Here is a 13,047-nt window from a genome sequence, read left to right as displayed (position 1 = left end):
TGGCGGGCCGTTCACCGGCAGACCACCGTACTGGGGGTCTTCTCCACCGGGCTGCTGCTCGGCGCCCTGCTCTCGGCCACCGTGCTGTGGCTTGCGTCCGGACTGGCCGCACCGGTCCCGGCGGACTGGCGCGCGGGGGCGACGGCCGCCCTCGGGCTGCTCGCCGTCGCCCGCGACGCCGGGGTGCTGCGCCTGCGGCTGCCGCAGAACGCGCGGCAGGTGCCGCAGGACGTGCTGCAACGCCATCTGGCGCGCGGCGCACTCCAGTTCGGGTTCGAGATGGGCACCGGGGTACGTACCTACGTGTCGGCGAGCCTGCCCTACGCCCTCGCCCTCGGCGTGCTGCTGGCCAACGACGCGGGCGTGGCGCTGGCGGCCGGCCTGGGCTTCGCGCTGGGCCGCGCGGCCACCCCCGCACTGCGGTTCGCCTCCGGCACCGGCGAGGAGTGGGACGACCGGCTGCTGACCCGCCTCCCCCTCCTCGGACTCGGCGCGGCGACGGTGGCGACGGCGGCCTGGGCGGTGCTGGCCCTGCGGGGCTAGACGCCGCCGCGTCGCCCGCATTTCCCTTTCTCCCGGAGGCGCAGGCGCCGCTTGCACTACGCGCGGTTGCCCCATCGCAGCCCGTGACGAAAATCGGAACGGACTCATCCGGAAAGGTACGCGCCGTCGGCAACGCGCGGATCTTCATGAGGCAACAGACGTTTGCAACCGCCGGGTGGCGTCGGTAAGTTCTCGGCACCCCACCCAACCCATCCGTGGCTGAACGTGCGTACGTGCAATTTGTTCCAGGAGCTGTCGGGGTAACGGAAATGAGCACATCGCGGTACAGGAAAACCCGTGGAGAGGTATGAGCCGGGCCTGTAGTTGAGTGGTCCATCATTCGCAAATCTACGGGGGAAGACTTTACGTGAACGATTCAGGCTTTCCGGACCTGGGATTTCCGCACCGTCCTCTCCCTCACCGATTCCCCGATCGCCCTGTGCCGGGGGCGCATCGTCTCGGGCCACGCCTCCTCACCGACGTGTGCGAAGGGGTGCTGACACGATGAAGATGGAGATCGCCTGGTGGGATCTGAAGGGCTCCCCCGCCACGGTCGAGAGCCTCAGGCAGCATCTGAACGAGGACGGTGTCGTCCACAACTGGCAGGCCGTCGAGGGGCTGCGGGAGAAGTTCTGGATCGCCGACCCGGACGGCGAGCGCTGGGGCGCGGTCATGGTGTGGGACGGCGAGCAGCCCGCCTCGCTCCCGGAGAACCTGGCCGCCTCCCTGGTCGGTTCCCCGATCACCCACCGGGACCGCTTCGAGGTGCAGGCCACGGCCCGGGGCGCGGGCGCCGTCCGTATCCGTGACTCCTCGCACCGGTACGTCGTCGTCGACGCCTTCGCCACCCAGCCGCTCTCCGGCACCCCGGTCGCGGTGTTCTTCGACGCGGCGGATCTGACGGACGAGCTGATGCGGCGCATCGCCAAGGCGATGAACCTGTCCGAAGTGGTGTTCCTGCTGCCGCCCAGGGCCACGGACGCGGACGTACGGGCGCGGATCTTCACCCCCGACGCCGAGCTCCCGTTCGCCGGGCACCCGCTGCTCGCCGCGGCGGCCGCGGTCGCGCTCGACCTGCGGACGGACCGGCTGCGGTTCGAGACGCGGACGGGTGTCGTGCCCTTCGTCGTCGACCGGACTCCCGCGGCCCAGTCCGGCGGCGGCGTGGCGTACGTCTCCATGGAGCAGCCGATCCCGGTCTGGGAGCCGTACGAGCACGCCGGGGCGCTGCTCGGCGCACTCGGCATCGCCGCCTCCACCCTCCCGGTGGACCTCTACCGCGACGGCCCCCGGCACGTGTTCGCCGGACTCCCCGACGCGGCGGCGCTCGCCGGGCTGCGCCCCGACCGCCGGGCGCTCGCCGCCTTCCCCGGCACGGCCGCCACGTGCTTCGCCCCCGAGGGCGAGCGGTGGCACGCGCGGGTGTTCCCGCCGGCCCACGGCGGCGCCGAGGAGGCGACCGCGGGTTCCGCCGCCGGCGCGCTCGCCGTCCACCTCGCGCGGTACGGCCTCGTGGCGTACGGGAAGACCGTCGAGATCCACCAGGGCGGCCACCTCGGCGGCCGCCCCTCGGTGATGTTCGCCGAGGCCACCCTCGCGGGCAGCGGAGAGATCGACCGCGTGCGGGTGAGCGGCCACGGCACGGTCGCCGCCGAAGGCACCATCCACGTCTGAACCACGCCGTTCCCTTGTCCAGCACCAGCCGAAAGGCCACTATGCCCAGGAAACCGACCCACCTCGACTCGATCGTCATAGGCGCCGGATTCGCCGGTATCTACATGCTGCACAAGCTCCGCAACACACTCGGCCTGAACGTGCGGGCCTTCGAGCGGGGGGCCGGCATCGGGGGCACCTGGCACTGGAACCGTTATCCGGGCGCGGCCGCCGACGTCGACAGCATCGCGTACCGCTACTCCTTCGACTCCGACCTGCTGCGGGAGTGGAACTGGAAGACGCGCTACGCGCCGCAGCCGGAGATCCTGGCCTACCTGGAGCACGTGGTCGACCGGTACGACCTGCGCGAGGACATCCAGCTCAACACCACCGTCGAGTCGCTGGCCTACGACGAGTCCTCCGGCCTGTGGACGGTACGGACCGACGGCGGCGAGGAGTTCACCGCCCGCTACGTCGTCGGCGCGCTCGGACCGCTGTCGACCGCGAGCTTCCCCGAGATCGAGGGGCGGGACCGATTCGCGGGCACGCAGGTGCACACCGGTGCCTGGCCGGAGGACCTCGACATCACCGGCAAGAAGGTCGGGGTCATCGGTACCGGCTCGACCGGAACCCAGTTCATCGGCGCCGCCGCCAAGATGGCGGAACACCTCACGGTCTTCCAGCGCTCCGCGCAGTACGTCGTCCCGGCCGGCGACGGGCCGCTCAGCGACGAGTTCATCGAGGACTACCGGGAGAACCACAAGCAGTTCTGGGAGAAGGCTTTCAACTCCCGTGTGGCCTGCGGCTTCGAGGAGAGCCAGATCTCCGCGATGAGCGTCTCGGCCGAGGAACGCGAGCGCAGGTTCCAGGAGAGCTGGGACGCGGGCAACGGGTTCCACTTCATGTTCGGCACCTTTGCCGACATCGCGTTCAACCCGGAGTCGAACGACGCCGCCGCCTCGTTCATCAGGTCGAAGATCAAGGAGATCGTGCGGGACCCGGAGACCGCGCGCAAGCTCATGCCGACCGACCTCTACGCGAAGCGGCCGATCTGCAACACCGATTACTACGAGACCTACAACCGCGACAACGTCACCCTGGTCTCCACCAAGGAGAACCCGATCGTCCGGATCACCCCGGCCGGCGTGGTCACCGAGGACGGCACCGAGCACGAGCTGGACGTGCTGGTCTTCGCGACGGGTTACGAGGCCATGCAGGGGAGTTACAACCGGATCGACATCCGGGGCCGCGGCGGTGTCTCGCTCAAGGAGTACTGGGGCGAGGAGCCGAGCAGCTACCTCGGCATGGCCGTGAACGGCTTCCCGAACCTCTTCACGGTCTTCGGCCCCAACAGCGTCTTCTCCAACCTGCCGCCCGCCCTCCAGACGCAGGTCGAGTGGATCGCGGAGACCATCGACGCCGCCCGGAAACGCGGGGCCGGCACGGTCGAGGCCACCGCCACCGCCGAGAAGGAATGGACCGCCATGTGCCGGGAGATGGCGGAGCACAGCCTGTTCGCGCAGACGGACTCCTGGATCTTCGGCTCGAACATCCCCGGCAAGAAGCGGCGCACGCTCTTCTACTTCGGCGGCATCGCCGCGTACCGGGCGAAGCTCGGGGAGATCGTCGCCGCGGACTACGAGGGCTTCACGCTCGACGGCGACGTCTCGCTCACCGCGCCCTGACGGGCGGTCCGCCCGCGAGCCGACGGGGTTTCGGGGCGGGCGTCCGGCGTCGCCCGCCCCGCCCCGCCCCCGTCACACCCACCGCACAGACCCGTAAGACCCACTTCGACGACGAGAGAAACGGACCATGCCGAAAGCCGACGCTCCTCCGCTGAGGGCACAACTCGACGCCCTGCTCACCGACTCCGACGGGCCATCCGGCCAACGCCCTCCGCTGGCCACTCGCGTGCGGTACGCATGTGTCATCCGGCGGTTCGAGTTCCTGCCGGTCATCCTCACCGTCTCCTTCGCACCGGCCCTGCTCTCCGCACACGAGTGGTCGGACGTCTACTCGCTCAACACGCTGCTGGGCGTGCTCTTCTCGGTCTCCGGCATGCAGATCGGGAACATGACCAACGCCCTGGCCGACCGCGAGCAGGACGCGCTGTACAAGTCCCGGCAGTCCGAGGCCATCTACGGCCTGGGAGTCTCGCGGGTCGTCGCCCACATCGGCGTATCGACGGCCATCAACTGCGTGCTGGCGGTATTCCTCGCCGTCAGGACCGGGCACTGGGACCTGCTGCCGCTGGCCGTCTTCGTCGGCATCCTCGGCTTCCAGTACTCGGCTCCCCCGCTGCAGCTGAAGGGCGCCGGCGCCTGGCAGCTCCCCACCCTGCAGCTCAGCCTCGTCTTCCTGCCGGGTCTGTTCGTCCTGCGCTCCTCCGAGTACGCCGTGGAATGGGGCAGCGTCGTGGCCCTGGCGGGTTTCGCGCTGCTTCTGGTCTCCCTCTTCGTCACCAGCCACGCCGAGGACTACATCGAGGACGAGAAGTTCGGGATCAGGACCTACACGGTCGCCTGGGGACTGAAGAAGACGATGTACATCCAGTCCTCGATGCTGCTCGTGGGCTCCGCGCTGCTCATCGTCGCGGTCTGGGCGACCTTCGGGTTCTCCTGGGCGTTCGTGCCGTGGATCGCCGCCTGGCTGGCGAGCCAGCGGCTCCTGTACACCGTCATCCGGGACGTGAGCGACAACACGCACGAAGCGGCGATCGAGGCGCTGCACAAGAAGTCGCTGATCGGTCCCTACCACGCCGCGCTGATGGGCTGGGCCACGGTGCTCCTGGCGGTCTTCGTCGTCATCGGACGGTGACCGCCCGGCGACCCCCCACCCGTCGTGAGCCACGCGCAGGGGCGCGGCCCCGCGGACGTCCAGGCCGCCGTCCCGGTCCTCACCGCTCGCTGATCCTCCCCACAGAAGTCCCCGCACAGCCGCTCAACCGTAGAGAAAGGTGGCAGCCGTCATGACCGAAACACATTCGCCCGGCATCGTCATCGCCGGGGCCGGGATCGGAGGACTGGCCGCCGCGCTGGCTCTGCACGCCCGTGGCCTGGAAGTCACGCTGCTGGAGGAGGCCGAGGAGATCCGGCCGCTCGGGGTCGGCATCAACATCCAGCCCGCGGCGATCGGCGAACTGACCGCCCTCGGGCTGGGCGGGAAGCTCGCGGCCACCGGGATCGCCACCCGCGAGCACCGCTACCTCGACCACAAGGGCGGGACCATCTGGTCCGAGGCCCGCGGCATCGCCGCGGGCAACGACTTTCCGCAGTACTCGATCCACCGCGGCGAGCTGCAGATGATGCTGCTCGACGCGGTGCGCTCGCGCCTCGGACCCGACGCCATCCGTACGGCGACCCGGGTGCGTGGCTTCGAGCAGGACGCGGACGGCGTACGCGTCCACATCAGCTCGCGCTCCGGAGGCGAGTCCGGTATCGACGCCGGCGCCCTGATCGCCGGGGACGGCATGCACTCGGTCATCCGCGCGCAACTGCACCCCGAGGGGTCTCCGCTGCGCCGGACCCCCGTGCGGATGTGGCGCGGTCTCACCGAGATACCCGAGTTCATCGACGGCCGGACGATGATCATCGCCTCCGACGACCGGAGCAACCGGATGGTGGCGTACCCGTGTTCGCGGCCGCACGCCGAACGCGGCAAGGTGCTCCTGAACTGGGTGTGCCTGGCCGCGGACCCGGACTGGCAGGGCGAAGTACAGCTCAGCCCCGGCAGGTTCGAGGACCTGCTGCCGCACTTCGCCGACTGGGACTTCGGCTGGCTCGACGTCCTCGCGGCTCTGGAGTCGAGCGGGCAGGTCATGCACCACGTGATGGCCGACCGCGACCCGCTGCCCTCCTGGGGCGAGCACCGGGTCACCCTCCTCGGTGACGCCGCCCACCCGATGTACCCGATCGGCGCCAACGGCGGCACCCAGGCCATCCTCGACGGCGTCGCCCTGGCGGCCGAACTCGCCGACGCCGGCGACGACGTGCCGGCCGCGTTCAAGCGGTACGAGAGTGTCCGGCTCCCGGCCGCCAACGCGATCGTCGAGGCGAACCGCAGCATGGACCACTCCGAACGCACCCTGGCGGAAACCTCCGTCGACGAGATGGCCGCCGGCCTGGAGACCATCACGACCGACTACCAGGATGTCGTCGACCGCGCGTCGGCCACCCGGCACTGACAGTGCACGCGGGGGCCGGCGGCGGCCCTCGCCTTCCTGACGGAACGGCTCGCCCCCGCGGCATCGCCGCGGGGGCGAGCCGTTCGCCGTACCGTCATAAGACGAAGCCGGGGCCGAAGGTGCGGCAGCGCCGCAGCGCCGCCCGGCTCTCGGCGATGAGGTGCAGCCTGTTCACCAGACGCTCGACGTGGCGGTGCAGCTCTGCCGGGTTGAGGCCCGGATAGACGTCGGCGAGGATCGCCTGGTCCTCCGGGGTCACGCAGCGGTGGCGTTCGGTCCTGCGGTACGGGGTCGCCGTCTCGAACTCCTTGCGGCCGCCGCCCTGTCCGGGGCCGGACACCGAACGCTGCTGAGGATAGAAGTAGTTCGTCAGCCGTGAGAGCGCGGCCCAGATCTCGTTGAGGAGGGCCTGTTCACCCGGGGAGTCGTAGTGATGGTCGCCCGCGAGCTCGTGCAGCATCCGCCAGCTCTGCTGGCCGACGTGGTGGCTCCCCCTGCCGACCGGGCGGGCATGGGTGAAGGTCACCCGGCGCTGCCGGCACCAGCGGAGCAGGGCCTCGTCGATCTCGGCGCCGTGGCTCCCGCAGTCGAGTCCGAGCACCGGGAAGGGCAGGTTCCTGGCGACCACGTCCAGGGCGAGGGGTATCTGCCCGGCGCCCCGGACCGTCCGGATCTCGGTCCAGCCGGTGGCGATGTCGGTGGCGGCCACGGTCAGCAGGCAACTGCCGCCCGCCGTACCGCCGTCGTGGCGTACGACCGCGATCTCGAAGAACCCGGGGTGGCCGTGGTCCCACTCCGTCCAGGTGACGAGCGGGAGTTCACCGCGCGGCCGGGAACCGGGCCGCAGCCGCGGGGCGGTTCCGGAGGACTGCCGGTACGGGGCGAGACGGCGGGAGATCGTCGCCGCCGACATGGACATCAGCAGCTCGGCGGACTCGTCGTCGAGGGAGAGCTCGCGGTGGCGGCGCAGCACCGGCACCAGCTCGGGAAGCATCGGCGCCAGCCGCTTGCCCGCCGGCCGGTCCAGGATGGTCCAGCACAGCGTCAGCGCCGCGACGACCTCGGCGTCGTACTTCCTGCGCTGCGGGACCCTGCCCGGCTTGGGGCGTGCGGCGTTCAGCAGCGCGTTGCGGGCGTGGCTGCGGTGCCAGCCGGTCGCCGCGCACACCTTGTCGAGGATGAGGGTCTTCTCCCGCTTGTCGGCCCGGGCGTAACAGGGGGCGTAGGTGTGGGCGAGCGCCCTGCGCTCGGCGAGCGTCGCCGCGGACGCACCGGGCGGCGCGCCCGGCTCAGGCGGGAGGACGGCCGGACGGTCCCGGGCCGCGGCGGCCGGCAGCAGCAGCACGTTCAGCAACAGGGGCACCGGTGATCGTCTCTGGACCGCCCTGGCCTCCGGGCCGACATCCGTGGAACTGCCCGCTCCGGTCCGGACCCTGACCTTGACCGTGCTCATGGCTCCGCCCTCCGAAGGCTGCGGCCTCCCGGCGAGGCCCTTCAGCAAATCGTCGAATGAGCGCAAAGCCCTGGGTTGACAACTTCCCGAAACTTCCCGCGCAATTTCTTGCGTATGGAAACGCCTGGGCAGTGGTGCTCCCGGAGATCCGATCACGCTAGGTACTCATTACTTCACCGTCAGCAAAAAACCCTGCGGGTCGGGCACGGGAAACATGTCTGATCTTGCGCGCCTTATCGGGCAGGCGGCATATGCGTCTGTTTGCTGCTGCCGGTCCGCCGTATTAGGTTTGGTAGAGGCACTGCAGTCATATGCCACGGAAATCCGTGAGTCGATTGTGGTGGGTACCGACCGCCGCCGTGAAAGCGCCCGGCGCGGGGCATCTCCGGGCCGGTGCCGGTGAAGCCGGACACCCGGTGGCTGCTGGGAGGTCCGAAATGACGCGTGAAGCCGAAGCGCCCGGGGGACATTCCGACGCGCATGCGCCCCGCTATCTTCCGGTCGCCGAGCACGGTCTCATCGGTGACCTGCGCAGCGCGGCGCTGGTGGGCACGAACGGCACGATCGACTGGTACTGCTGCCCGCGCTTCGATGCTCCCAGTGTGTTCGCCTCGCTCCTCGACGCCGAGCGGGGCGGGTCCTTCGAACTTGCCGCGGACGTCCCGACACGCACGAAGCAGTTCTACTTCCCCGATACGAATGTGCTGATCACCCGCTTCTCCGCCGACGACGGGGTGGGGGAGATCCAGGACTTCATGCCGATCATGGACGATTCACGCGAGGCCGACCGGCACCGGCTGATCCGGCGTGTGGTGTGTGTCCGCGGATCGCTGCCTTTCCGCGCCCGCGTGGCACCCCGCTTCGCGTACGGGACGGAGCCGCACACCGTGCACGTACAGGACCGCCAGGTGGTCTTCGCGTCACCCTCACTGACCCTCGCGCTGACGTCGAGCGTGCCGGTGGAGGTCGCGGGCCAGGATGCCTGGTCGCTCTTCAAGCTGCGCGAAGGCCAGTCGGCCGTCTTCGCGCTCGACCGGGTCGGCGGCGACGTCCTGCCCCGCCACTGCCCCGAGGCCGAGGCGGAGAAGCAGTTCAACGCCACCGTCGGCTACTGGCGGCGGTGGCTGTCCCAGTCCCGCTACCGGGGCCGCTGGCGGGAGGTCGTGCACCGCTCCGCCCTCACCCTGAAGCTCCTCACCTACGCCCCGACCGGTGCCATCATCGCCGCACCGACCACCTCCCTGCCCGAGCACATCGGCGGACAGCGCAACTGGGACTACCGCTACGTATGGATCCGTGACGCGGCCTTCTGCGTGTACGCGCTGCTCAGGCTCGGCTTCACCGACGAGGCCCGGGCGTTCATGGGATTCCTCTCCGAGCACGTCCGCCTCGAAGCGGCCGGCGCCGCCGGCCCGCTGCAGATCATGTACGGCATCGACGGGCGCCACGACCTGCCCGAGCGGGAACTTCCGCACCTGGAGGGCTACCGGGGCTCGGCACCCGTGCGCGTCGGCAACGGCGCCGTCGGCCAACTGCAACTGGACATCTACGGAGCGCTCGTCGACTCCCTCTACCTCTACGACAAGTGGGGGCAGCCCGTCTCCAGCGCCTACTGGGACGGCATCAGCGCGCTCGTCGACTGGGTGTGCGCCCACTGGGACCAGCCCGACCGGGGCATCTGGGAAACCCGCGGCGGATCGAGGAACTTCCTCTACTCGCGGCTGATGTGCTGGGTGGCGATCGAACGGGCCATGCGCATGGCCCAGCACCGCGGACTGCCCGCCGACCTGGTCCGGTGGGGACGGTCCCGGGACGACATCTACCGCCGGATCATGCGCCACGGCTGGTCCACCGAACGGAACGCCTTCGTCCAGTCCGAGGACAGCCACCTCCTCGACGCGTCCCTCCTGATGATGCCCCTGGCGAAGTTCGTCTCCCCCACCGACCCGAAGTGGCTCGCCACCCTCGACGCCCTGGGCGAGGACCTGGTCTCCGACTCGCTGGTCTACCGCTACGACCCGCAGAGCAGCGGGGACGGTCTGCCCGGCGAGGAGGGGACCTTCTCGATCTGCTCGTTCTGGTACGTCGAAGCGCTGACCCGGGCGGGCCGCGTCGACGAGGGCCGGCTCGCGTTCGAGAAGATGCTCACGTACGCCAACCACCTCGGCCTCTACGCCGAGGAGATCGGCCACACCGGGGAGCAACTCGGAAACTTCCCCCAGGCGTTCACCCACCTCGCCCTCATCAGCGCCGCCTTCAACCTCGACCGCACCCTCGGCTAGCCCCGGCCGGGGCAGTCGGCTCCCGGGCCGGGACGTAGCCGGTGGCGTCGATCAGCCCTGCGGGACGATGCGGTACGTCACCCCCGCCCTGGTCGGCAGCCTGAGGGCGTCGCCGTCGGTGGAGAAGCCGGCGGGCCTGCCGTTGTCGCGGTAGACCCGGACCTCTCCGCGGAACGCCTCGTGCCGCAGCACCGCTTTCCCGCCCTTGGCCGAGGTGAGCCGGATCTCCGTGGGATCGCCGGCGCGCCACGTCGCACCCACCGTGAACGCGCCCCGGGCCTTCAGCCCGTCCACGCTGCCGTCCTCCCAGGCACCCGGCAGCGCGGGCAGGACGTCGATCGTGCCGAGGTGGCTCTGCAGCAGCATTTCGGCGATCCCGGCGGTGGCGCCGAAGTTGCCGTCGATCTGGTACGGCGGATGCGTGTCCCAGAGGTTGGGAAGGGTGCTCTGCCCGAGCTGCTGGGTGAGCAGCTTGTGCGCGCGGTCGCCGTCGAGGAGCCGCGCCCAGAAGTTGATCTTCCATGCCTTGCTCCATCCCGTGCCGTCGTCTCCGCGGGCGTTCAGCGAGACCTCGGCGGCTTCGGCGAGCTCGGGCGTGGTGGCCGGGGAGATCTGCCGGCCGGGGTGGACGGAGAACAGATGCGAGACGTGCCTGTGGTGCTCGTCCGGGTCGTCCAGGTCGGCCTTCCACTCCTGCAACTGCCCCCAGGATCCGACCCGCAGACCCGGGTCCAGCTTCTCCAGGACGGCTGCCGCCCGCTTGGCGAAGGTCTTGTCGCCGGTCTTGGCGGCGGCTTCCGCGGTGTCCGTGAAGAGGTGCCAGAGGATCTGCTGGGACATCGACGCGCCGGCGGTCGCCGGACCGATCTCCGGGGAGCGGCTGGGGGTGGCGACGAGGGTGCCGTCGGACGGGTCGGTGCGCAGGTTCCCGATCCAGAACTGCGCCGCCTCCTTCATCACCGGGTAGGCGACCTCGGCGAGGTAGTCCTCGTCGAGGGTGAAGCGGTAGCGGTCGTAGAGCTGGTCCGCGAGCCAGGCGCCGGACTCGGGGAAGAAGTACGCCGGGTGGTCCCAGGCGCCGGTGTGCCCGTAGATGTTGGAGGCGTGGTGGGCGACCCACCCCTGCCCGACCCCGAACATCTGCTTCGCCGTCACCCGTCCGGGCTCCCGCAGACCCTCGACGTACGCGGCCAACGGCTCTGCCGTCTCGGCCAGATTGGCGACGTCGGCCGGCCAGTAGTTCATCTGCAGGTTGATGTTGAGGTGGTAGTCCGCCTGCCAGGGCGGGGCCTCCATGTCGTTCCACACCCCCTGCAGGTTCGCCGGCAGCGAGCCCGGGCGGGAGGAGGCGGCCAGCAGATAGCGGCCGTACCGGAAGAACAGTTCCTCCAGCGCGCGGTCGGCCGCCGCCGGCCCTTCGCCGTACGTACGCAGCAACTCGTCGGTCGGCACCTCGGGCATCTCGCCGCCGAGGTCGAGCGTGACCCGGTCGAACAGCCCGGCGTGGTCGGCCTCGTGGTCGCGCAGCAGCGCGCCGTAGCCCTTGTCCGCGGCGTCGTCGGTCAGCGCGGTCACCCGGGCGTGCGGGTCCTCGCCCCGGTAGCCGGGGTAGTCGGCGGCGTAGTCGGTCCCGGCCGCGAGCACGAGCGTCACCTCGTCGGCGTCCCGTACGCTCACCGTGCCGTCCGCCCCGTCGGTGCGCGTACCGCCCTCGTTGAGCACCTGGAGCTGGGCCTCGTACGCGAGGCCGTTGCTGTGGAGCGCGCCGGTGACGGTGATCCGCCCGTCGTCGGCCGCGGCCGTGCCGGTCCGGTTGGCCGGGACGCCGATCCGGGAGGTGAAGTCCACCTGACCGGGCCGGTCGGCGCCGATGCGGGCGACGATGACGCCGTCTGCCGCGGTGGCGAAGTACTCGCGGGTGAACCGCACGTCGCCGGATCGGTAGGAGACCCCCGCGACACCCCGGCCGATGTCCAGCTCCCGGCGGTAACCGGTGACCGGCTCCGTCCGGTCGGGGAAGTCGAGCCGCAGGTCGCCGAAGCTCTGGTACGCCCCGAAGCGGCGGTGCCGGGGCGAGTCGGACGCGTGGCCGAGCGTGTCCCGCACGTACTCCGGGGAGACCTGACCCTCGTCCCGGATCCGCTGCCGGACCTCTTCCAGCGCGCCCGGCCGGGGCTCGTCCCAGTTGCCGAAGTTGTAGCCGGACACGCCGGGCCCGCCGGTCCACAGCGTCTTCTCGTTGAACTGGAGGCGTTCGGCCTCGACGCCGCCGAAGACCGACGCGCCCATGGCGCCGTTGCCGATCGGCAGCGACCGCTGCTCCCAGCCGTCATGCGAATCCGGGGCGGGCTCGTCGTACCAGAGAACGGAACCGGGGTCGGACCGGGACACGGCGGCATGCGCGGCCGGGACATCGGGTAACGGTGAGGGATCGACTGCCGTTGCGGGGACGGTGAGTGCCGCGCACAGCGCAAGCATGCTCAGTCCGGTCACGGTGCTTCTGCCCATCTGGCCGCTCCCCACACCTGGATACATCGGAGGTGTTACGGGAGTGTAGCCAGCGGACAGCGAATCGAACACCCCTGGCGTCCGGATGAGATCCGATGTCTGCGGTGCTGGCTGCGCCACTCGGTGCCGTGAGCCGCCCTGCGGAGGACGGTCAAGCGGCGGAGGCACCAGCCAGGCCACGGATCGACGGCGTTCGGGGGACTCGCCCCGCCGGCCTTCAGGTGCCGATCGCGCTGATGCTCTCGGCCATTTCGTCGAGCAGGTCCTGTAATTCGGGTCCCGTGCCCGTCGACGCCAGCAGGAAGCCGAAGAGCACGGCGACGATCGCGGGCCCGGTCTTGACCGAGCCGCTGCGCATCAACACGATCAGGATGATCCCCGTCATCAGCACCACGGACAGTGAAATCGCCACGCCTCATCACCTC

The 13,047-nt window shown here is 70.3% G+C and carries 9 protein-coding genes; 6 read left to right on the top strand and 3 right to left on the bottom strand.

Features of this window, described 5'->3' with window-relative positions; all coding sequences use genetic code 11:
• Window positions 1-81: 81 nt before the first annotated feature.
• The 5 genes from DMB38_RS31600 (at window position 82) to DMB38_RS31580 (ending at window position 6,379) form a co-directional block, all read left to right on the top strand.
• Window positions 82-543, top strand: a complete 462-nt coding sequence (locus DMB38_RS31600) for a hypothetical protein (protein WP_240662568.1) — start codon at window positions 82-84, stop codon at window positions 541-543.
• Window positions 544-1,047: 504 nt separating this feature from the next.
• Entirely contained in the window at window positions 1,048-2,217 is a 1,170-nt protein-coding gene (locus DMB38_RS31595) for a PhzF family phenazine biosynthesis isomerase (RefSeq protein ID WP_125938016.1), read from the top strand.
• Between the two features lie 41 nt (window positions 2,218-2,258).
• On the top strand, window positions 2,259-3,881 hold the full coding sequence (locus tag DMB38_RS31590; RefSeq protein ID WP_125938015.1) for an NAD(P)/FAD-dependent oxidoreductase: 1,623 nt from the start codon (window positions 2,259-2,261) through the stop codon (window positions 3,879-3,881).
• Window positions 3,882-4,008: 127 nt separating this feature from the next.
• Complete coding sequence (locus DMB38_RS31585) at window positions 4,009-5,013, top strand: UbiA family prenyltransferase (RefSeq protein ID WP_125938014.1); 1,005 nt, start codon at window positions 4,009-4,011, stop codon at window positions 5,011-5,013.
• A 151-nt stretch (window positions 5,014-5,164) separates the two neighbouring features.
• A complete protein-coding gene (locus DMB38_RS31580; RefSeq protein ID WP_125938013.1) occupies window positions 5,165-6,379 on the top strand; it encodes an FAD-dependent monooxygenase in 1,215 nt (404 codons plus the stop codon).
• 94 nt (window positions 6,380-6,473) lie between these two features.
• On the opposite strand, the gene DMB38_RS31575 is transcribed toward DMB38_RS31580, so the two are convergent.
• Window positions 6,474-7,742: a hypothetical protein gene (locus DMB38_RS31575; RefSeq protein WP_125938012.1), complete on the bottom strand. Its 1,269-nt coding sequence runs from the start codon at window positions 7,740-7,742 to the stop codon at window positions 6,474-6,476.
• 527 nt (window positions 7,743-8,269) lie between these two features.
• Between DMB38_RS31575 and DMB38_RS31570 the strand changes: the two genes are divergently transcribed.
• Window positions 8,270-10,114, top strand: a complete 1,845-nt coding sequence (locus tag DMB38_RS31570; protein ID WP_125938011.1) for a glycoside hydrolase family 15 protein — start codon at window positions 8,270-8,272, stop codon at window positions 10,112-10,114.
• Between the two features lie 51 nt (window positions 10,115-10,165).
• On the opposite strand, the gene DMB38_RS31565 is transcribed toward DMB38_RS31570, so the two are convergent.
• Together DMB38_RS31565 and DMB38_RS31560 are read right to left on the bottom strand one after the other, a co-directional pair.
• A complete protein-coding gene (locus tag DMB38_RS31565; protein ID WP_125938010.1) occupies window positions 10,166-12,622 on the bottom strand; it encodes a glycoside hydrolase family 95 protein in 2,457 nt (818 codons plus the stop codon).
• A 217-nt stretch (window positions 12,623-12,839) separates the two neighbouring features.
• Window positions 12,840-13,034 (bottom strand): hypothetical protein, encoded by a 195-nt coding sequence (locus DMB38_RS31560; RefSeq protein ID WP_125938009.1) that lies wholly within the window; start codon window positions 13,032-13,034, stop codon window positions 12,840-12,842.
• Window positions 13,035-13,047 lie beyond the last annotated feature (13 nt).

The organism is Streptomyces sp. WAC 06738 (genome assembly GCF_003945505.1).
Classification (GTDB): Bacteria; Actinomycetota; Actinomycetes; order Streptomycetales; family Streptomycetaceae; genus Streptomyces.
Note: the sequence above shows the minus strand (reverse complement) of the source record. Positions and strands in the feature narration are given on the sequence as shown.